The organism is Pseudomonas sp. NFACC51 (genome assembly GCF_900103575.1).
GTDB classification, from domain to species: Bacteria; Pseudomonadota; Gammaproteobacteria; order Pseudomonadales; family Pseudomonadaceae; genus Aquipseudomonas; species Aquipseudomonas fluorescens_Q.
This window is the reverse complement of record NZ_FMXH01000004.1, coordinates 59,702-80,118: the sequence shown is the minus strand read 5'-3', so window position 1 is coordinate 80,118 and position 20,417 is coordinate 59,702. Positions and strand designations below refer to the sequence as shown.

Sequence of the window (20,417 nt, the reverse complement as noted above, 5' to 3'; positions counted from 1 at the left end):
TCATCGCCGCAAATCCCCTGTGGGAGCGAGCTTGCTCGCGATAGCGGTGGGTCAGCTTGCATCAATGCTGGATGTGTCGCCGCCATCGCGAGCAAGCTCGCTCCCACAGGTCATTCGTTGCTCAGCGCGCCTCGATCCGAAACCCGAACCGCGGAAAGTGCACATGCACCACCCCGCCACGCTCATCTTCGCGACGCAGGATCAATTCTTCGCGGCCAGCAAACAGTAACTCCCCAACCACCGGATCAACGCCATAGTCCGTCGCGGCTATGCTTACCTGCTGCCCTGCGGTGAACCCGTTCGGCTCTTCGAACGACTCATCCGGCAGCGCTTGCGGCGTCGCGTTGCGGGCAACGTCCAAGGCTTCTTCGGCACTCATCTGGCTCGAGGCACCATGGCCGAAACCCAACACCCGCGCCAACCAGGCCGAGACAGCCGGATAGGCATCCACCAGCGACGAGGTGACCGGAGTGCCCTTGAGGAACCACAGTGGATGGGCCATGGCGAAGTCGGCAATCGACGGATCACCCAACAGGAAATCGCCCTCCTCGCGCTGCAACTGTTGCTCGAGACGCGCCATGATCGTCGGCCATTGGTGCTTGGCCTGCTCGGCGGCCAAGCGTGTAGTCGTGCCGCCACTGAACAGCCCGGCGCGATCGCTGATGAACGCCTTGATCGCTTCGGGCGATAGCTTGGCGAACCGCACCGCCACCGATTCCGGCTGGAACACCAGGCTCACCGCATGCTGGAACACCACCGAATCGGCCCACGCAGCAAAGGATGCGGCAAGCATTTCCCGGCCTTCGGGGAACAGCGCCGGCGAGGCTTTTTCCTGCTCCAGGCGGCGGGCCATCAGCGACGTATCGCAATAGATATCCGCGCCGACCTGCAACACCGGCGTCTTGCGGTAGCCACCCGTCAGCGCCGTCAGGTCAGGCTTGGGCATCATCGGCGGGATGCTCACCGAACGCCAGGACAGCCCCTTGAAGCCCAGCAGCAGCCGGGCCTTTTCCGCGAAAGGAGACGTAGGGTAATGATGAAGGATCAGCTCTGACATGAGATTAGCCACTGCAGGAATGAAGTCCTACAGCTTAGCGCGCCTGATCGGGACAGCCTACCGGCCTGATAAAGGCCTATCAGCCCGGCTGATCGAGCGACAGCGCACTGGCCACCAGGCATTCCTTGGCGCTTTTCTTGAGTTTTTTGATCAGCCGCTCCTGGCGCAGGGCCTCGCCCTTGTCGCGACAGGCCTCGGTGTACACCAAAGCCACTGCCGGGCTGGAAAGGAAGAAACGTGCACCCTTGCCACTTTGATGCTTGGCGAAACGCCGCACCGGGTCATCGCTGATGCCGCAGTACAGCGAACCGTTGGCCGCCCGCACCAGGTAGACGAACCAGGGTTTGTCCGGTTCGGCGGGGCCTTGTGCTGGCAGATCGGGAGAGGGGGTGGCGATCGTCACTAGATGTTCAACAGGTCGGCAAAGACAAGCCGCGATCTTATCAGCGACTGGCCTGGAACGCCCGCAGCCCCTTGAGCGCCTGGGCCCTGACGGCGTTACGTACCAGTGGTGTCCAGCCCAGCAACAGGCCCTTGGCACCCAATGCCTGGCGAGACCAGCGCCACAGATCGAAGCTGTCGTGGTGCTCGCAGATCTTGCCGTCGCGAAAAACGAAGCGTGCCTGAATGTCATTGATCACCACGTTGCCGGTCTGGCTGAACAAGTACGTCGCCACCCAATGAGCACCACCGGTACGCTCATCACTGCGCACGTTATCGAAGGTCAGGGAAAAGTCCTTGGCCCGGGTCGTCAGCATGCGCCACATGTCGCCGGCATCGCGCCCGCGCAGCTCACCGAACGCCGGATCGCTGAACAGCACGTCGTCGGTGTAGCAAGCGCTCATGGCTTCGGCGTCCAGGCGTTGGAAGGCCTGGTAAAAACGGCTGATCAAGGCGTTGTGGGCATCACTCATGGACAGGCTCCGAAAAACGTTTCAGTAGGCCAGCACGATAATCTGCCGCCGCCGGGAAGACTATCGTCATTCGCCATGAAAATGATATCAACGAAGATCAGCGACCCTTTCGCTGCTGACCCCGACGTACAACGCCCGGCCTGCGCCGATGCCGGCGATGATCGCCCCCAGGCCAACCAGGCCGAAGATCCAGCCCAGGGCGTTCCAGCCGCCGGTCAAGTCGTGGACCACACCCACCGCGAACGGCCCCAGCGACGCCAGCGTATAACCGAAACCCTGGGCCATGCCGGAAAGGTTGGCGGCCACGTGGGCGTCCCGCGAACGCAGCACGATCAGTGTGAGCGCCAGGCTGAATGATCCGCCCTGTCCCAAGCCCAGCAGGATCGCCCAGCCCCACAAGCCATCGAGCGGAGCGTAGAGGCTACCGAACAACCCGCCCAGGACCATGAGCATGACGATCACGATGGCCAGGCGCTGATCCTTGCCACGTGTTGCCAACCAGGGCGCCGCGAGGGAACTGATCAACTGCACGATGACCGAACCGGATAGCACGAGCCCGGCCTGGGTCGGCGTCAGGCCACGTCCAATCAGGATCGACGGCAGCCAGCCAAAGACGATGTAGGCCAGGGACGATTGCAGCCCCATGTACAACGTCACTTGCCAGGCCAGGGGATCACGCAGCAAGCCGCGGACTCGATAAGCCACTTGGTGGGCACCGTGTTTCTCGCCCACTTGCGGTAACCAGAACACCGAGGCCAGCAGCGCCGGGACCACCCAGAAACCCAGGCCCAAGGCCCAGCTGTGGCCAAGCTGCTCGCTCAGCGGCACGGTCGCCCCGGCCGCCATCGCCGCGCCCAGGCACAAAGCCATGGTGTAGACGCCGGTCATGGTGCCGGCCTGCTTGGCGAAGTCGCGCTTGACGATGCCCGGCAACAGCACGCCGATCACACCAATACTCGCGCCGGCCAGGATACTGCCGACAAACAGCCCGACCTGGCCGAAGGCGCTGCGCAAGACAATCCCGCCCGCCAGCGTCAACAAGATCCCCAGCACCACGCGCTCGGCACCGAAGCGCCGCGCCAGCACCGGCGCCAGCGGCGCGAACAGGCCCAGGCAAAGCACAGGCAATGTGGTCAGCAAACCGGCCTGGGCAGCCGACAGGTCGAGGCTTCTTGACACTTCGCTGAGCAACGGCGCCATGCTCGACAATGCCGGACGCAGGTTCAGCGCCACCAGGATCAGCCCGAGCAGCAACAGCCAGGGCCGGCGCACCAACGGAGGGCGCTGCTGGGCCTGCTCATCGTCGGCCTCGGCGTCGATCAACAGTTCTTCAAGTTCGGCGGCGCGTTTGGGCGCCGTCGAAGTGGCAGGGTCAAGCAGGTCGCGGGACATGGAAAGCTCGGGTTCGGGGTTCGGGGTTCGGGGCTCAGGGTTCATTGATCAACTGGCGACACAGGGACTTGGCCCGTTGCGGGTCCTGTTGCTCGACGGCGTCCAGGATTTCGACGTGCAGGTCGAAGACATGTTGATGACGCGGGGCGATATTGAGGCTCTGGCGCAACTGTGCGCCGATGACGCTGGAGAAGTAGCGATAGAGTTCACTGAGCGCAGGGTTGTGCGCGGCATCTACCAAGAGGCGGTGGAACACCAGGTCGCAGGCGATGTACTGCTCCAGGTCGCCGTGATAATGCTCACCGCTGTCTTGCAGCGCCCGGCGCAAGGCAAGTAGATCCTCATCGGTGCGCCGCACCGCCGCCAGGCCAATGGCCTCCACCTCCAGGATATGCCGGGTTTCCCGGGCCTGTTCCAGCGAACAACGGGATAGCACCTTGAGCGTATCCAGCGGATCAACCACCGCCCGCACGTAGCTGCCATCGCCCTGGCGGATCTCGATCAACCCGGAAAACGCCAGCACGCGCATGGCTTCCCGCACGGTGTTGCGGCTGATACCCAGCTCCGCCACCAACTCCGGCTCGGTGGGCAAGCGCTGGCCGACGCCCCACACACCATCGCTGATACGCCGACGCAATTGTTCCAAGGCCTGGTCGACCAGGGAGCGTTTCATCAATGGAGAAATAGCTGACATAGAATTCGCCCTTTCATCCAATCATAGGATGAATTTTCTGACATGTTAGTCAGCTTCGCGTAGGACGGCAACCGCCTAGGGTCAAACGGGAGGTAAAGAAACGAGATTTTCAATTAGTCAAAATTACCCTTTGAGGGTAATTTTAAGGACAAGGCACGCCGTTCCATGGAAAAGAACACACCCCACTACGCCTTGGCGGCGATACAGGCAGATGTCAGGCGACTTAAAGGGAAAGCGTTCACCAGCACTGCGAAGAACACTGCTCGGACGCTCGGTTTAAACGTCTCGGACATGCAGCAGGTCATTCATGGGCTTGAGCGAAAACAGTTCTACAAATCGATGACCACCTATGACGATCATCGAGTCTGGCATGACGCCTACCACGCCAATTCACACGGTCTGCAGATTTACCTGAAGGTGACGTACCGCCCCAGCGGAGGCCCACCGGTAATTTCCTTCAAGGAGAGAAACTCATGAAACACCAGCAATGCTTCAGCTGTGGTGCCCCGGAAGGCATGTTGCATTTCGAAGGTCGCGGCGAAACCATGAGCGTCAAGGGACTGGAACGCCGGGTCGATGACTTGTCTGGCTGGGAATGTCAGATGTGCGGCGAAGTCGAGCTCGATTCAAGCTGCTCGGATCGCTACGACCATGCAGGTGATGAGCTGGTCAACGCGGCCAGGCGAATGATCGGCGAAGAGATCAAACGTGTCCGGCGCAAACTGCATCTATCGCAAAAGGAAGCGGTACTGCTGCTATCGGGCGGTGGACACAATGCGTTTTCCCGCTACGAGCGCGGCGAGGTAGTGCCACCCAAGGCGTTGATCTTGCTGATGCGCCTGCTTGATCGCTATCCGCATTTGCTTGCCGATGTCCATGCCTTCGCTGAAGACGCAGACTTGCGGCAATTCAAAACGACGGTGCACAAGGAACACGAGACCCTCACGGCTTGCTGAGCGGCCCATTAAAAACAAACCCGGACAAGTCCGGGTTTATTTCACTGCCTAAGGCCGGATCAATGCAGGATCTGGCTCAGGAACAGCTTGGTGCGGTCGTTCTGTGGGTTGTCGAAGAAGTCGTTCGGCGCGGCCTGTTCGACGATTTCACCCTTGTCCATGAAGATCACGCGGTTGGCCACGGTGCGAGCAAAGCCCATTTCGTGGGTCACGCAGAGCATGGTCATGCCGTCTTCGGCCAAGCCGATCATGGTGTCGAGTACTTCCTTCACCATTTCCGGGTCGAGAGCCGAGGTCGGCTCGTCGAACAGCATGATTTTCGGCTTCATGCACAGGGCACGGGCGATAGCCACACGTTGCTGCTGACCGCCGGAGAGCTGGCCCGGGTACTTGTGCGCCTGCTCTGGAATGCGTACGCGCTCCAGGTAATGCATGGCGATTTCCTCGGCCTTGCGCTTGGGCATCTTGCGTACCCACATCGGCGCCAGGGTGCAGTTCTGCAGGATGGTCAGGTGCGGGAACAGGTTGAAGTGCTGGAACACCATGCCGACTTCACGGCGGATCGCTTCGATCTGCTTGAGGTCGTTGGTCAGTTCCACACCGTCGACCACGATGCGACCCTGCTGGTGCTCTTCCAGGCGGTTGAGGCAGCGGATGGTGGTGGACTTGCCGGAGCCCGACGGGCCGCACAGCACGATACGCTCGCCCTGCTTGACGTTCAGGTTGATGTCTTTCAACACATGGAACTGGCCGTACCACTTATTGACGCCCTGCATCTGAATAATGCCTTCAGGGCTCACAGGCTGTTTGATCGCTTCACTCATAAACTACGCTCCTAACGCTTGTGGCCAGTGTCCAGCTTGCGTTCCAAATGCATGGAATAGCGGGACATACCAAAACAGAAAATCCAGAACACCAGGGCGGCGAACACATAGCCTTCGGTGGCCATGCCCAGCCATTTCGGGTCGGCGGCAGCTTGTTTCACGCTGTTGAGCAGGTCGAACAGGCCGATGATGATCACCAGGCTCGTGTCCTTGAACAACGCAATGAAGGTGTTGACGATACCCGGGATCACCAGCTTCAGGGCTTGCGGCAGAATCACCAGGCCCATGCTGCGCCAGTAACCCAGGCCCATCGCTGCGGCCGCCTCGTATTGCCCCTTGGGAATGGCTTGCAGGCCACCACGCACCACTTCGGCAATGTAGGCCGACTGGAACAGGATCACCCCGATCAGCGCCCGCAGCAGCTTGTCGAAGTTCATGCCTTCAGGCAGGAACAGCGGCAGCATCACCGAGGACATGAACAGCACTGTGATCAACGGCACGCCGCGCCAGAACTCGATGAAGGTCACGCAGACCACGCGAATCGCCGGCATGTTCGAACGTCGCCCCAGCGCCAGGACGATGCCCAGTGGCAAGGCGCCGACAATACCCACGGTCGCGATCACCAGGGTCAGCATCAGCCCCCCCCATTGGCTGGTCGCCACGGCGTCCAGGCCGAACACGCCGCCGTGCAGCAGGCACCAGGCGCTGATCGGATACAGCACCAGGAAACTCAGGCCGTAGATTGCCTTGCGCGGGAAGCGCGAGATGAACAACGGCGCCACACCGATCACTGCCAGCCACACGGTCAGGTCGACGCGCCAGCGCAGGTCTGCCGGGTAGTAGCCGTACATGAACTGCCCGAAGCGCTGCTGGATGAAGACCCAGCAGGCGCCTTCCTTGGTGCAGTCGGCGCGGGTGGTACCGACCCAGTTGGCATCGAGGATCGCCCATTGCACCAGGGGCGGCACGATCAGGTAGATCAGGTAGAACGCGAACAGGGTCAGCAGCGTGTTGATCCAGCTGGAGAACATGTTGGCGCGCATCCACGCCACCACGCCGATGCTGCTGCCCGGCGGGGGCATGTCTGGTTTGAAAGTATGAGTCGTCATGCGCGTTTCCTCACCGCTCGATCAGCGCAATGCGCTTGTTGTACCAGTTCATCAGCAACGAAATGCTGATACTGATCGCCAGGTACACACTCATGGTGATCGCAATCACCTCGATGGCCTGGCCCGTCTGGTTCAACACTGTGCCGGCAAACAGCGAAACCATTTCCGGGTAGCCGATACCGGCCGCCAGGGAGGAGTTTTTCGCCAGGTTCAGGTATTGGCTGGTCAACGGCGGAATGATCACACGCAGGGCCTGCGGGATGATCACTTTGCGCAGGGTCGGACCGTTGCGCAGTCCCAGGGAACGGGCGGCTTCAGTCTGACCGTGGCTGACCGACTTGATGCCCGAGCGCACGATCTCGGCGATGAACGCCGCGGTGTACACGGTCAAGGCCAGGGTCAAGGCCAGCAGTTCCGGGATCAGCACCCAGCCGCCGACGAAGTTGAAGCCCTTGAGCTCCGGCATTTCCCAATGCACCGGCGCACCAAAAAGCAGCGCGCTCAACGCAGGGATCACCAGGAACAACGCCAGGCCGACCCAGAACTTATGAAACGGCTCGCCTGTCGCTTCGAAACGCTTGTTGGCCCAGCGCGTCATCAGCACGATGGCGACGATCGCCAGCACTACGCTGATCACGAATGGCCAGAACCCTTCGGCCACCAGCGCGGCAGGCATGTTCAGACCCCGGCTGCTGACAAAGAAGGTGTCGCCGAAGTTATGGGCGGCCCGCGGTCCTGGCATGCTCAGGAATACCGCGAAGTACCAGAACAGGATTTGCAGCAGTGGCGGGATATTACGGAAAACCTCGACATAAACGGTTGCCAGCTTGGAAATGATCCAGTTCTGCGACAGCCGTGCCACGCCGATGATGAACCCCAGGATGGTTGCCAGGATCACGCCGATGAACGTGACCAGCAGCGTGTTGAGCAACCCGATGAGAAAGACCCGGGCATAGCTGTCCGCTTCGGTGTAGTCGATCAGGTGTTGGGCGATGCCGAAACCGGCACTGCGCTCCAGGAAGCCGAAACCGGAGGTGATGCCTCGGTGCTGAAGATTGGTTTGTGTGTTATCGAACAGAAACCAGCCCAGCGCGATAACCGCCACGACAGTGACGACTTGAAATACCCACGCACGCACTCGTGGATCGCTGAGGCTGAGCCTCTGCTTAGGTGCGCCGATTGAATTTTGCATGAAGTGCCCCGCAAAGAATGGAACAGAACATCACCCGGTGGTTGGCCCACCGGGTGATAGAACCATCAGCGCACTGGTGGTGCGTATTGAATGCCGCCAGCGTTCCACAGAGCGTTCAAGCCGCGATCGATTTCCAGCGGAGTGCCCTTGCCGAGGTTGCGCTCGAACATTTCACCGTAGTTGCCGACCTGCTTGACGATCTGCACAACCCAGTCTTTCGGCAGTTTCAGGTCTTTGCCGTATTCACCGTCAGCGCCCAGCATACGAGCGACGTCAGGGTTCTTGGTGGACTTGGCTTCGGCCTCGACGTTCTTCGAGGTCACACCCGCTTCTTCAGCGTTGAGCAAGGCGTAGCCAGTCCAACGGACAATGGCCAGCCACTCGTCGTCGCCGTTACGCACGACTGGGCCCAGGGGCTCCTTGGAAATGGTTTCCGGCAGAACCACGTAGTCCTTTGGCGAAGCCAGCTTGCTGCGCTGGGCGAACAGCTGGGATTTGTCCGAGGTCAGCACGTCGCAACGACCGGATTCCAGCGACTTGGCGCTTTCATCGGAGGTGTCGAAAGTGATCGGGGTGTACTTCAGGCCGTTGGCGCGGAAGTAGTCGGAAACGTTCAGCTCGGTGGTGGTACCGGCCTGGATGCAGATGGTTGCACCGTCCAGTTCCTTGGCGCTCTTGACGCCCAGCTTGTTGTTCGCCAGGAAGCCGATGCCGTCGTAGTAGGTGATGAAGCCTGGGAATTTCAAGCCCATGCCCGCGTCACGGGAGCTGGTCATGGTGGAGTTGCGCGAGAGCATGTCGATTTCGCCCGATTGCAGCGCGGTGAAGCGCTCCTTGGCGTTCAACTGGCTGAATTTGACCTTGGTCGCATCGCCAAATACAGCAGCGGCCACGGCACGGCAGAAGTCAGCGTCGATACCGACGATCTTGCCGTTCGAATCAGGCACCGAGAAACCCGGCAGGCCATCACTCACACCACATTGCACAAAACCTTTTTTCTGCACGGCATCCAGAGTTGCACCCGCCTGAGCGAACCCGCTGACACCAAGGACTGCTGCTGCAGTCATGACGGCCAGGGTGGATTTCAGTAACTTCATTCAAACCTCCAGTTTTGCTCTTGTTGTGTCGGAGCTCGAGTCCTGTCGCACCCTTTTGGGGCATTGCCGACCCTTGTTGGCTTTTTTTAGGGTCAACCGACGTCTGGACCTTCGCTATGAGTCTAATAATGAGGATGTCCGTAAACAGCGGTCATGCCCATCTCTCACCAATCGGCCGAACGGGCTGTAGCCCTTCACGTTCGCGAAGCCCGTAGCGGCTGCTGGCGAACATTCATCACCGGATTTCTGATATCCCATGCGTAGCGGTGAACTGATAGTGTTACCGCACAGCGTAAGAATCATCACTCAGGTACACCCATAGCAAAGCCCGTACCAGACCGCTGCGCTTAGCCCTTGTAAAACACGTCAAGACAAAAACTTTCAACTTTGCGACATCTAATTAACTGAGACACCGGACACGCACTGTAATCACGCACTGATTGGGCGCGCCCGCACAGATTTGGAGCACAACCATGACCGACCCCCTGATTCTCGAGCCCAGCAGCACTGCCGACGCGTGCGTTATCTGGCTTCACGGCCTGGGCGCCGATCGTTTTGATTTCCTGCCAGTCGCCGAAATGTTGCAGCAAAGTTTGCTCACCACACGTTTCGTTCTACCCCAGGCGCCAACCCAGCCAGTAACGATCAACGGCGGCTATGAGATGCCCAGTTGGTACGACATCCGCGCCTTGAGCCCGGCGCGGGCCATTGACGAACAGCAGCTCGAAGCTTCGGCACAACGGGTCATCGACCTGATCGAAACCCAGCGAGCCAGCGGAATAGACGCCTCGCGGATTTTCCTGGCGGGTTTCTCCCAAGGCGGCGCGGTGGTCTATCACACGGCATTCGTGAAATGGCAGGGCCCGCTGGGCGGCGTGGTCGCGCTGTCTACTTATGCCCCGACTTTCAGCGATGAGCTGCAATTGTCGGCCAGCCAGCAACGCATTCCGGTCCTGGCGCTGCACGGGCAATACGACGAAGTGGTACTCAACCCCATGGGGCGGACCGCGAAAGAGTATTTAAAGCAGCATGGTGTCACCGTGACATGGCAAGAATACCCAATGGGCCACGAAGTGTTACCCGAGGAGATTCGCGACATCGGTACCTGGCTGGCCGAGCGGTTGCGCTAAGAGGCCGATCGCCACTCCGTCCTTTGACGATCACACTACGCCGCGCCCGTTTCTTGCATTACACTGGCCGGCGTACATTCCTTAACCAATCGATGAGATGACCGTGCTCAAAGCACTCAAGAAGATGTTCGGTAAAAGCGAGGCCGAGCAACTCGCGCCTGGCTCCACTGCGCCGACCCACGGCCCGAGCCGCACCGATGCGCAACAACCGCACCGCACCGCACCTGTTGCAGGCGTGACAAAAGAGCCGATGACACCGCCAACCGCACAGCCTGTCACCGCCCCGGCAGCGGAAAAACCACGCAACGAAGCCCCCAAGCCACGCCGCGAACGCGCACCGAAACCGCCGGTCGTCGCCTGGAAGCTCGAGGACTTCGTCGTAGAACCCCAGGAAGGCAAGACCCGCTTCCACGATTTCAAGCTCGCCCCGGAACTGATGCATGCCATCCAGGACCTGGGTTTCCCCTATTGCACGCCGATCCAGGCGCAAGTGCTCGGTTACACCCTCGCCGGCAAAGACGCCATCGGTCGCGCCCAGACCGGCACCGGCAAGACGGCCGCGTTCCTGATTTCCATCATCACCCAGCTGCTCCAGACCCCACCGCCCAAGGAACGCTACATGGGCGAACCGCGGGCACTGATCATCGCGCCGACCCGCGAGCTGGTGGTGCAGATCGCCAAGGACGCCGCCGACCTGACCAAGTACACCGGCCTGAACGTCATGACGTTCGTGGGCGGCATGGATTTCGACAAGCAGCTCAAGCACCTCGAAGCCCGTCACTGCGACATCCTGGTCGCCACGCCGGGCCGCCTGCTGGACTTCAACCAGCGCGGCGACGTGCACCTGGACATGGTCGAAGTGATGGTGCTGGACGAAGCCGACCGCATGCTCGACATGGGCTTCATCCCGCAAGTGCGCCAGATCATTCGCCAGACTCCACCGAAAAGCGAACGCCAGACCCTGCTGTTCTCCGCCACCTTCACCGAGGACGTGATGAACCTGGCCAAGCAGTGGACCACCGACCCGGCCATCGTCGAGATCGAAGCCGAGAACGTCGCCAGCGAAAACGTCGAACAACATATCTACGCAGTCGCCGGTGCCGACAAGTACAAGCTGCTCTACAACCTGGTCAACGACAACGGTTGGGAGCGCGTGATGGTGTTCGCCAACCGCAAGGACGAAGTGCGACGCATCGAAGAACGCCTGGTGCGCGATGGCGTCAACGCGGCCCAGCTCTCGGGCGACGTGCCCCAGCACAAGCGCATCAAGACCCTCGAAGGCTTCCGCGAAGGCAAGATCCGCGTACTGGTCGCCACTGACGTGGCCGGTCGCGGCATCCACATCGACGGCATCAGCCACGTGATCAACTTCACCCTGCCGGAAGTGCCGGACGACTACGTGCACCGCATCGGCCGTACCGGTCGTGCCGGGGCGGCCGGGGTTTCGATCAGCTTCGCTGGCGAAGATGACTCCTACCAGTTGCCGTCGATCGAAGCGTTGCTGGGCCGCAAGATCAGTTGCGAAATGCCCCCGACCCACCTGTTACGTCCGGTCGAGCGCAAGCGCCCTTAGCATCGAGACGGACGCAGAGCGTAGGAACGATCAGCGCAGCCAAGACAGGCTGCGCTTTTTTTTGCCTCGGGATATTGCTCGATTAAACTAAAAGTCCATAATGGACAAATTAGTTTACCTGAGCATCCGGAGCCCCCATGTCCAGCACGCCCTATGTGATGACCCAAGCCCAGGCACGAGAACTGCTCGGGCAAATCGACGTGCCGCACATCCTGCGCAAGCTGTTCCGCGATCTTGCCGCCGGACAGGCGGTGCAGCCACCCCAGCAACTGGTGGTGTTTCCCCAGGGCGCCGGGGACTTCATCAACTACCTGGGTGTGCTGGCTGAAGACCAGGTCTACGGGATCAAGACCTCGCCCTACATCGTGCGCGAGCAAGGCCCGCTGGTGACTGCCTGGACCTTGTTGATGTCGATGCAGACCGGCCAGCCGCTGCTGCTGTGCGATGCCGCCGAGTTGACCACCGCTCGCACCGCTGCCACCACGGCTGTTGCCGTCGATGCCCTCGCCCCGCACAACGCCCGGCGCCTGGTGGTCATTGGCAGCGGCCCCGTGGCGCGGGCACACGTGCAATACGTCAAGGGCCTGCGGGACTGGCAAGCGATCAGCCTCTATTCGCCAGGCCTGAAGACCAAATCGGCACAAGAACTTGCCTCCGTCACCGACCTGGACCCTCGCCTGCACATCGCCGACAGCCTTGAAGCGGCGCTGCACGACGCCGACGTGGTGATGCTCTGCACCTCGTCCGCCAAAGCGGTACTCGACCCGCAGACCCTGGGCAAACCGGCGCTGATCACCTCGATCAGTACCAACGCTCCGCAGGCCCATGAAGTCCCCCCTCAAAGCCTCAACGACATGGACGTGTTCTGCGACTATCGTCAGACCACCCCAGGCTCGGCCGGTGAAATGCTGATCGCCGGTGAACAGCATGGCTGGCAGGCGTCGAGGATCATCGGCGATTTGCCTGAATTGCTCAGCGAACAGGTGGCGCGTCCCGACTACCAACGCCACGTGTTCTTCCGCTCCATCGGTCTGGGGCTGGAGGATGTTGCACTGGCGAATGCCCTTTACCGATTGCACCACCACTGACACAACTCGATTCCCACAGGTTCCGCGAACGCCCGGCAATGTGCTCCACAGGAGAGCTTCATGACCTCAGCAGACTTCATCATCATCGGCGGCGGCATTGCCGGTGCATCCACCGGTTACTGGCTCGCCCCCCACGGCCGTGTAATTGTGCTCGAGCGCGAATCCCATCCGGCCTATCACTCCACCGGACGCTCGGCGGCGCTGTATACCGCCGCCTACGGCACCCCTCAGGTGCGAGCGCTGACCCAGGCCAGCCGGGATTTTTTCGACGCCCCGCCGGCCGGTTTCTGCGAACACCCCTTGCTGACCCCACGGGGCGAAATGACGGTGGATTTCACCGGTGACCCGGCCGAGTTGAACAACCAGTACCTCAGTGCCAAGGCCACGGTGCCGCAGATGCAACTGCTCAGCGCCGACGAGGCCTGTGCAAGGCTGCCGATCCTGCGACGGGACAAGGTCCACGGAGCGATCTACGACCCCACGGCCTGCGACATCGACACCGATGCGCTGCACCAGGGCTACTTGCGCGGTATTCGTCGCAATGGCGGTGAAGTGCACACCGACAGCGAAGTGCAGCAATTGAGCCGCGATGATCAGGGGCTGTGGCAGGTGAAAACCGCCAACCAGACCTTCACAGCCCCGGTCCTGATCAATGCCGCCGGCGCATGGGCCGATCACATTGCCCAGATGTCCGGCGCCCGGAAGCTGGGGTTGCAGCCCAAGCGGCGTGCAGCATTCATTTTTGCCGGGCCCGAGGGCGTGGACATTCATGACTGGCCGATGCTGGTGAGCCTGGACGAATCCTTCTATATGAAGCCCGACGCCGGCATGTTCCTCGGCTCGCCGGCCAACGCCGACCCGGTGGAACCTCACGATGTACAGCCCGAAGAGCTGGACATCGCCATGGGCATCTACCAGATCGAAGAAGCCACCACCCTGACCATCCGCCGCCCGACCCGCACCTGGGCCGGCTTGCGCAGTTTCGTACACGATGGGGACCTGCTGTCCGGCTTCGATCCACAGGTGCCCGGACTGTACTGGGTCGCGGCCCAGGGTGGCTACGGCATCCAGACGTCGCCGGCCATGGGCCAGGCCAGCGCGGCGCTGGTGCGTGGCGAACCGCTACCCGAGGCCCTGGCCCGTTTCGGCCTGAGCATCGCCATGCTGTCACCCGAACGACTGGGCTGAACCACCTTGAGGTGACGCATCGCCGCGATTGCGGCACACTCCCCCGCGCCCCTGTTTCACGGGGCGCTGACGCTGCCTGGAGCCCTGTCATGACTGCTTCGCCACCCGATCCGGCGCTGGAAAACTTCCGCACCATCGCCGACGCTATCGCCACGCTGTTCTACCCCCACGCCGAAGTGGTGCTGCACGACCTGCGCACCCAAAAAGTCGATTACATCGCCAATAACCTGTCCAAGCGTGAAATTGGCGATGACTCGTCCCTGGAAGACATGCTCAGTGAGGACGTTAGCGAACGTAATATCGGGCCCTACGAGAAGCTGAACTGGGACGGACAGAAGATTCGCAGCCTCAGCAGCGTACTGCGTGACGCCGACGGACATCCGCTGGCGGTGCTGTGCATCAACCTGAATATTTCGCTGTTCGAGAACGCCAAGGCCGCGCTGGATCTGTTCCTGTCGCCAAGCAAGTTGATCCCCCAGCCAGACTCACTGTTTCGCGATGACTGGCAGGAGCGGATCAACACCTTCCTGCATGCCTGGATGCGCGAGCGTCAATTGAGCCTGAACCTGCTGACTCGCGACCACAAACGCGAGCTGGTGCTGGCGCTGCATGCCGAAGGCGCGTTCAAGGGCAAGAGCGCGTCCAACTACGTGGCCAATGTGCTGAATATGGGGCGGGCGACGGTGTACAAGCATTTGAAGGAGTTGAAGGGCTGAAATCTGCTTTGCCAGGTCTGCCGCCTTCGCGAGCAAGCTCCCACACTGGATCTTTGTACCCAGGCCCTGTGGGAGCGAGCTTGCTCGCGATGGCGGTCAATCAGTCGCCGTAGATATCCGACTTGAAATACTTGCCCTGGATCTTCTGATACTCCCCATTGGCGCGAATCCCATCGATGGCCTTGTTCAAATCCGCCACCAGTTGGGTATTGCCCTTGCGCACCGCGATACCGGCGCCTTCGCCGACGTATTTCGGGTCCTTGAGCTCGGGGCCGACAAAGGCGTAGCCCTTGCCACGGGGCATCGACAGGAAGTCTTCCAGCGGAATGGTGTCGGCAAAAATCGCGTCGAGGCGACCGGACGCCAGGTCCATGTAGATTTCTTCGTTGTTGCCATAGCGCTTGACGCTCACACCCTTGGGCTCGAGGACTTCAGTGGCGTAGCGGTCAGTGGTGGTGGCCCGCTGCACACCGACGGTCTTGCCCTTGAGGCTGACGTACTGGTCATCGACCACCGCCCCTTCCTTCATGACCAGGCGCGACGAGGTGAAGTAGTACTTGTGGGTGAAATCCACCGACTTCTTGCGCTCTTCGGTGATGGTCATGGACGACAGCGCCAGGTCGATCTTCTTGACCTTGAGCGCCGGAATCAGCCCGTCGAACTCACCTTCGATCCACTCGCACTTGACCTGCATCTGCGCGCACAGGGCATTGCCGATGTCGTAGTCGAACCCCACGATCTTCCCTTCCGAGGTCTTGGAAGCAAAAGGCGGGTACGCCGCCTCGATGCCGATGCGCAAGGTTTTCTCAGCGGCGAACAGGCTGCTGGAGGCCAACAGGCTCAAGGCCAGGCCAGTGATGAGGGGGAGTTTCTTCATGATCGATCTCTCGCGGGTTGTTGTTGGTTTGGCAGAGAAAGGTGGGGCGATGACTTTTATGTACTTATAAATCCATACTGGACTTTTATGTACAAAGCGTCAATTGGGGAAACAGGGGAAAGTGATGGGAGGCTGCCGGCCTCATCGCGAGCAAGCTCGCGCCCACAAAGGACCTGTGTACAACGAAGATCCAGTGTTGGAGCGAGCTTGCTCGCGATGGCGGGCTCGTGGCTTGCGAAAAAAAGACGGGGGGTTTACTGCTTCCAGCGATCCGCTGCCGCATGATCACTGTCCCGCCCTTCAACCCAGCGCGGGCCGTCGACAGTGTTTTCCTTCTTCCAGAACGGCGCTCGGGTCTTGAGGTAGTCCATGACAAAGGCGCAGGCGTCGAATGCCGCCTGGCGATGGGCACTGGCGGCCCCGACGAAGACGATCGGCTCGCCCGGTTCCAGGGCGCCGATACGGTGCAGCACCTCCAGCTTGAGCAACGGCCAGCGCTGCTCGGCCTCGCTGGCGATCTTGCCCAGGGCTTTTTCGGTCATGCCTGGATAATGCTCCAGGAACATCCCGGACACATCGAGGCCGTCATTGAAGTCGCGCACGTAGCCGACAAAACTCACCACCGCCCCCACGCCGACATTGGCCGCGTGCATCGCGTTGACTTCGCCCCCTGCGTCGAACGGTGCGACCTGCACACGAATCGCCATGGTTCAGCCTCCGGTCACAGTGGGGAAAAACGCCACTTCGTCGCCGTCCGCCAGCGGTTCGTCGAGCTGGCACAGGTCTTCATTGCGCGCGCACATCAGGTTTTGTTCCTTCAGCACCTCGGCCCCGTCACGCTGGGCAAGCAGCACACGCACATCGTCGACCGTGGCGAAATCGCCTTCCACCTTTACCGAGTCCACACCCAGCGCTTCACGGTAACGGGCAAAGAACTTCACGTTGATTTTCATGACGCATCCGCCTGGAAATGGCCGCTCTTGCCGCCGAGTTTTTCCAGCACCCGCACGCCTTCGATGGTCATGCCACGGTCGACGGCCTTGCACATGTCGTAGATGGTCAGTGCAGCGACGCTGGCGGCGGTGAGGGCCTCCATTTCCACGCCGGTCTGCCCCGACAGTTTGCAACGGGCGACGATGCGTACCCGGTCCTCGCCTTCGGCCGTGAGCTCGACCTTGACGCTGGTGAGCAACAGCGGGTGGCAGAGCGGAATCAGGTCACTGGTTTTCTTGGCCGCCTGGATGCCGGCAATGCGTGCGACGGCGAACACATCGCCTTTGGGGTGACCGCCGCTGACGATCATCTGCAGCGTGTCGGGCAACATGCGCACAAAGGCTTCGGCCGTGGCTTCACGGAACGTCACGGCCTTGTCGGTCACGTCGACCATGTTGGCGCGACCTTGGGAATCGAGATGAGTCAGCACAGGGTTACTCCTGATCGGGAGTGTCGATTGTAAACCCGTAAGTCAGAAACCGGCAGGGTCGATTGTCGCACCCCACTTGGGTCTTGGAGTCGAAAGTCAGCGCTACCACAGTTTTTTTTGTACAGCATAAAAACCGGGCGGCTAGAAGGCCGCCCGGTTTGGCTGGGGTTACAGGTGGGATTCGGCGTATTCGGCCAGGATCGAGCGCGGTACGCCCTGCAGGGTGATGTGCACCCCGTTGGGGAAGTCCTTGAAGCGTTCCGTCAGGTAGGTCAGCCCGGAGCTGGTCGCGGACAGGTAAGGGGTATCGATCTGCGCCAGGTTACCCAGGCACACCACTTTGGAACCGGCACCGGCACGGGTGATGATGGTTTTCATCTGGTGCGGGGTCAGGTTCTGGCATTCGTCGATCAGGATCAGGCTCTGCTGGAAGCTGCGGCCTCGAATGTAGTTGAGGGATTTGAACTGTAACGGCACTTTGCTGAGGATGTAGTCGACGCTGCCATGGGTGCTTTCGTCATCCATGTGCAAGGCTTCGAGGTTGTCGGTGATGGCGCCGAGCCAAGGTTCCATTTTTTCCGCTTCGGTACCGGGCAGGAAGCCGATTTCCTGGTCCAGGCCCTGCACGCTGCGGGTGGCGATGATGCGCCGGTAGCGTTTGCTGACCATGGTCTGCTCGATGGCAGCGGCCAGGGCCAGGATGGTCTTGCCGGAACCGGCGGCGCCGGACAGGTTGACCAGGTGGATATCCGGGTCGAGCAAGGCGAACAGCGCCAAGCTCTGGTAGATGTCTCGGGGCTTGAGGCCCCAGGCTTCCTGGTGCAGCAAAGGCTCCTGGTGCAGGTCGAGGATCAGCAGCTTGTCGACCTGGATTTCCTTGATCCAGCCGACGAAGCCTTGCTCGTCGATGATGAACTCGTTGATGTGCACGGCCGGCAGGTTGTCGATCAGTTGCACCTGGTGCCAGGTGCGGCCGTGGTCCTGGCGGGTCTCGACCTTGCTCACACGGTCCCAGAAGGAGCCGGTCATGGTGTGGTAGCCATTGGGCAACAGCGAGACGTCGTCGACCAACTGGTCGGTGCTGTAGTCCTCCGCCGCAATCCCGCAGGCGCGGGCCTTGAGGCGCATGTTGATGTCTTTGGTCACCAGCACCACGGCCTGGTCCTTGGTGCGCGCGTGCAGGTCGATCAACTGGTTGATGATGATGTTGTCGTTCAGGTGTTCTGGCAGCACCAGATTGGGTTCGGTGCGCTTGCTCATCAGGATCGAAAGCAGGCCCTTGGGACCACTTTTACCACGCTGGATCGGCACGCCGAGCTCAACGTCCTCCGGAGAGGCATCACCCAGGGTCTTGTCTATCAGGCGGATCGCCTGCCGGCATTCGGCCGCAACGCTGTGGTGTCCGCTCTTGAGTTTGTCCAACTCCTCAAGCACGGTCATCGGGATGGCAACGTGGTGTTCTTCGAAGTTCAGCAGGGCGTTTGGATCGTGGATCAATACGTTGGTATCGAGTACATAGAGGATTGGCTGGTTGGAGGAAGGGCTACGTCCGTGGTCATCCATACTCGGTCACCTATGTGGGGGCCATTCGACGCAATACCGTGACAGTGCTGCGCCTCGAGGTAGCCACCGAATTCACCCGCGACGATTCAGGTGAACTGCACACAATCTGGGTCTTGGAAGACGCCACCTGTGTTGCAGGTTTCGGCGGTCTGTCTTCTTGATACTCCAAAAACCATGACAGGAAAAAGCACTTTGACGCTTTTTTGAAGTTTATTTTTCAGAGTGACGAATAACCCTTGGCGTACCGCCATTGCGCCGTTAAAGTCGGAAGTCCGGTTGTCATGAATGTGCGCCGGTTTTTCCTCTGCCCCCAATGTTTCCGGGCCTTTTCAGGTTTCAGCGAAACGCTTCCTGGCAATCCGCCCAACCGATCCCGCTTTGCGCCGTCTGCGTCATCAACCAGGGCATCGCCGTTTTCACCCCATCCTGCTTGGCATTGAAAGTGATCACCCCGTGGCGCCACAGCAGCATCAGGGTCAGCACACGCTGGGCACTTTGCTCAGGCTTGAGTCGATTGTTGCTGTCCTGGGGATCGATGTCCCACAGCGCCACTTGCAAGCCCTGCTGCTCAAAGAACGCTTGTGCATCGCCACGACGCTGGCCCTGGGGTGGACGAAACAGCGGCACATAATTTTCGGGCAGCTTGCCCTTGACCAGCTCGACACTGCGCCGGACCGAGTCTTGCCAGTCCTGCCAATAACTGTGGGAGCGGAACTCCCAGCCCTGCACGCCCACGCATTGTCTCGAATACAACGCCTGGAGATGGTTGACCGAGCCCTCTTGCAACCGCGCCTGGATGTCCTTGCCCAGCACGAAGAAGGTGCCATTGACGTTCGCCTTGCGCAGATATTCGGTTAGCCACGCAGTGTTGTCCGGCACCACGTTGGCGGCGCTGTCGAAGGTCAGCAGGAACAGGCGGTCGTTCATGTCTTCGCCGTTGCGTTCGTAATCGCCGAAACGTTCGATTTCGCTGCTGGTTTGCGGAAAAAGCGCGGCTTTACGCAGCAGTTCGTCGCGGTATTGGGTATGAAAGATCTGACTCGGCGCGGCCCACTTGATGTAGTAGGAATCGTCATCCAGATGAAACCTGCGCGCTTCTTCGCGCAGGGTCGCCATGTCCTCGACCAGGTAACAGAAGGAAGCGTCCTGATCGCAACTGCGTTGGGCAAAGTTGTAGCTGGCCAACAACCGCTGCCACAGCCGGGCGCGAAGCGCATCGATCGCAACCATGTTGACCGAGCGCAGCCCCAAGTACTGCTTGAGTGCGATCTCGTCCATGGCATCGACGTCCAGCAGGACCCGGGCGAACATCAGGATCTCGGCCCGCGAGGCCACGTCGAACAGCGTCGGGCTGGTGAGTTGTTCCGGCCAGGTGCTGCGGTCCAGGGTCGCGACATCATTGGGCGCGGGCGCGGCAATGGCACCCAGGCTCAACAGCCAGGCCGATAACACAAGAGCGATACGCAAAAGGGATGTCTCCATAACGAAACCCGCGCGGCATCATAGCCGATCCTGATGCAATACCCGCCGGCGAACGCCTCATGGCAAAGCGGCTTCTGCGGTTGGAGGATTTTGTGGTGGAAGTGCTTTTGTGGCGAGGGAGCTTGCTCCCGCTGGGCTGCGA

General features: G+C 60.6%; 22 protein-coding genes. 7 read left to right on the top strand and 15 right to left on the bottom strand.

Annotation, left to right across the window (positions count from 1 at the left end; translation table 11 throughout):
* Positions 1-121: 121 nt before the first annotated feature.
* From BLT00_RS09790 to BLT00_RS09770, 5 genes are all read right to left on the bottom strand, one after another.
* Positions 122-1,057, bottom strand: coding sequence for a glutathione S-transferase family protein (locus BLT00_RS09790; protein ID WP_063324524.1), 936 nt, complete (start codon positions 1,055-1,057; stop codon positions 122-124).
* Between the two features lie 79 nt (positions 1,058-1,136).
* Positions 1,137-1,460, bottom strand: a complete 324-nt coding sequence (locus BLT00_RS09785; RefSeq protein WP_063324523.1) for a GIY-YIG nuclease family protein — start codon at positions 1,458-1,460, stop codon at positions 1,137-1,139.
* Positions 1,461-1,500: 40 nt separating this feature from the next.
* Positions 1,501-1,971, bottom strand: a complete 471-nt coding sequence (locus BLT00_RS09780) for a nuclear transport factor 2 family protein (protein ID WP_063324522.1) — start codon at positions 1,969-1,971, stop codon at positions 1,501-1,503.
* Between the two features lie 87 nt (positions 1,972-2,058).
* Complete coding sequence (locus BLT00_RS09775) at positions 2,059-3,363, bottom strand: CynX/NimT family MFS transporter (RefSeq protein ID WP_092146871.1); 1,305 nt, start codon at positions 3,361-3,363, stop codon at positions 2,059-2,061.
* Between the two features lie 34 nt (positions 3,364-3,397).
* The gene (locus BLT00_RS09770; protein ID WP_092146869.1) at positions 3,398-4,057 is read right to left on the bottom strand and encodes a FadR/GntR family transcriptional regulator; all 660 of its coding nucleotides are present in this window, start codon (positions 4,055-4,057) and stop codon (positions 3,398-3,400) included.
* 165 nt (positions 4,058-4,222) lie between these two features.
* Here BLT00_RS09770 and BLT00_RS09765 point away from each other — a divergent pair, with 165 nt between their 5' ends.
* Both BLT00_RS09765 and BLT00_RS09760 read left to right on the top strand, forming a co-directional pair.
* A complete protein-coding gene (locus BLT00_RS09765) occupies positions 4,223-4,534 on the top strand; it encodes a type II toxin-antitoxin system MqsR family toxin (protein ID WP_092146868.1) in 312 nt (103 codons plus the stop codon).
* Positions 4,531-5,013 carry a type II toxin-antitoxin system MqsA family antitoxin gene (locus tag BLT00_RS09760; RefSeq protein WP_003178333.1) on the top strand — a complete coding sequence of 161 codons (483 nt, stop codon included), beginning with the start codon at positions 4,531-4,533 and terminating at the stop codon, positions 5,011-5,013. Before BLT00_RS09765 ends, BLT00_RS09760 begins: the two co-directional genes overlap by 4 nt.
* 59 nt (positions 5,014-5,072) lie before the next feature.
* Here BLT00_RS09760 and BLT00_RS09755 read toward each other — a convergent pair whose 3' ends face one another.
* The 4 genes from BLT00_RS09755 to BLT00_RS09740 form a co-directional block, all read right to left on the bottom strand.
* Positions 5,073-5,837, bottom strand: coding sequence for an amino acid ABC transporter ATP-binding protein (locus BLT00_RS09755; protein WP_003178331.1), 765 nt, complete (start codon positions 5,835-5,837; stop codon positions 5,073-5,075).
* Positions 5,838-5,848: 11 nt separating this feature from the next.
* Positions 5,849-6,946 carry an amino acid ABC transporter permease gene (locus BLT00_RS09750; RefSeq protein WP_063324519.1) on the bottom strand — a complete coding sequence of 366 codons (1,098 nt, stop codon included), beginning with the start codon at positions 6,944-6,946 and terminating at the stop codon, positions 5,849-5,851.
* A gap of 10 nt (positions 6,947-6,956) precedes the next feature.
* Positions 6,957-8,138, bottom strand: a complete 1,182-nt coding sequence (locus tag BLT00_RS09745; RefSeq protein WP_063324518.1) for an amino acid ABC transporter permease — start codon at positions 8,136-8,138, stop codon at positions 6,957-6,959.
* A 65-nt stretch (positions 8,139-8,203) separates the two neighbouring features.
* On the bottom strand, positions 8,204-9,235 hold the full coding sequence (locus BLT00_RS09740; protein ID WP_092146866.1) for an amino acid ABC transporter substrate-binding protein: 1,032 nt from the start codon (positions 9,233-9,235) through the stop codon (positions 8,204-8,206).
* Positions 9,236-9,708: 473 nt separating this feature from the next.
* Here BLT00_RS09740 and BLT00_RS09735 point away from each other — a divergent pair, with 473 nt between their 5' ends.
* The 5 genes from BLT00_RS09735 (at position 9,709) to BLT00_RS09715 (ending at position 14,930) form a co-directional block, all read left to right on the top strand.
* Positions 9,709-10,365, top strand: coding sequence for an alpha/beta hydrolase (locus BLT00_RS09735; protein ID WP_063324517.1), 657 nt, complete (start codon positions 9,709-9,711; stop codon positions 10,363-10,365).
* Positions 10,366-10,462: 97 nt separating this feature from the next.
* The gene (gene rhlB / locus BLT00_RS09730) at positions 10,463-11,938 is read left to right on the top strand and encodes an ATP-dependent RNA helicase RhlB (RefSeq protein ID WP_063324516.1); all 1,476 of its coding nucleotides are present in this window, start codon (positions 10,463-10,465) and stop codon (positions 11,936-11,938) included.
* Positions 11,939-12,075: 137 nt separating this feature from the next.
* On the top strand, positions 12,076-13,026 hold the full coding sequence (locus BLT00_RS09725; RefSeq protein ID WP_092146864.1) for an ornithine cyclodeaminase family protein: 951 nt from the start codon (positions 12,076-12,078) through the stop codon (positions 13,024-13,026).
* Positions 13,027-13,086: 60 nt separating this feature from the next.
* A complete protein-coding gene (locus tag BLT00_RS09720; protein WP_092146862.1) occupies positions 13,087-14,214 on the top strand; it encodes an NAD(P)/FAD-dependent oxidoreductase in 1,128 nt (375 codons plus the stop codon).
* Between the two features lie 89 nt (positions 14,215-14,303).
* Complete coding sequence (locus tag BLT00_RS09715) at positions 14,304-14,930, top strand: helix-turn-helix transcriptional regulator (protein ID WP_003205307.1); 627 nt, start codon at positions 14,304-14,306, stop codon at positions 14,928-14,930.
* Positions 14,931-15,030: 100 nt separating this feature from the next.
* On the opposite strand, the gene BLT00_RS09710 is transcribed toward BLT00_RS09715, so the two are convergent.
* The 6 genes from BLT00_RS09710 to BLT00_RS09685 all read right to left on the bottom strand — a co-directional run bounded on the left by BLT00_RS09710 (position 15,031) and on the right by BLT00_RS09685 (position 20,260).
* Positions 15,031-15,807 (bottom strand): ABC transporter substrate-binding protein, encoded by a 777-nt coding sequence (locus BLT00_RS09710; protein ID WP_092146860.1) that lies wholly within the window; start codon positions 15,805-15,807, stop codon positions 15,031-15,033.
* Positions 15,808-16,061: 254 nt separating this feature from the next.
* Complete coding sequence (moaE, locus tag BLT00_RS09705; RefSeq protein ID WP_063324513.1) at positions 16,062-16,514, bottom strand: molybdopterin synthase catalytic subunit MoaE; 453 nt, start codon at positions 16,512-16,514, stop codon at positions 16,062-16,064.
* Positions 16,515-16,517: 3 nt separating this feature from the next.
* Positions 16,518-16,760 carry a molybdopterin converting factor subunit 1 gene (gene moaD, locus BLT00_RS09700; protein ID WP_053189805.1) on the bottom strand — a complete coding sequence of 81 codons (243 nt, stop codon included), beginning with the start codon at positions 16,758-16,760 and terminating at the stop codon, positions 16,518-16,520.
* Positions 16,757-17,230, bottom strand: a complete 474-nt coding sequence (gene moaC / locus BLT00_RS09695; RefSeq protein ID WP_092146858.1) for a cyclic pyranopterin monophosphate synthase MoaC — start codon at positions 17,228-17,230, stop codon at positions 16,757-16,759. The genes moaD and moaC overlap by 4 nt, the downstream gene beginning before the upstream one ends.
* Positions 17,231-17,398: 168 nt before the next feature.
* Positions 17,399-18,793, bottom strand: a complete 1,395-nt coding sequence (locus BLT00_RS09690) for a PhoH family protein (RefSeq protein WP_063324511.1) — start codon at positions 18,791-18,793, stop codon at positions 17,399-17,401.
* Positions 18,794-19,129: 336 nt separating this feature from the next.
* On the bottom strand, positions 19,130-20,260 hold the full coding sequence (locus BLT00_RS09685) for a polysaccharide deacetylase family protein (protein ID WP_092146856.1): 1,131 nt from the start codon (positions 20,258-20,260) through the stop codon (positions 19,130-19,132).
* Positions 20,261-20,417 lie beyond the last annotated feature (157 nt).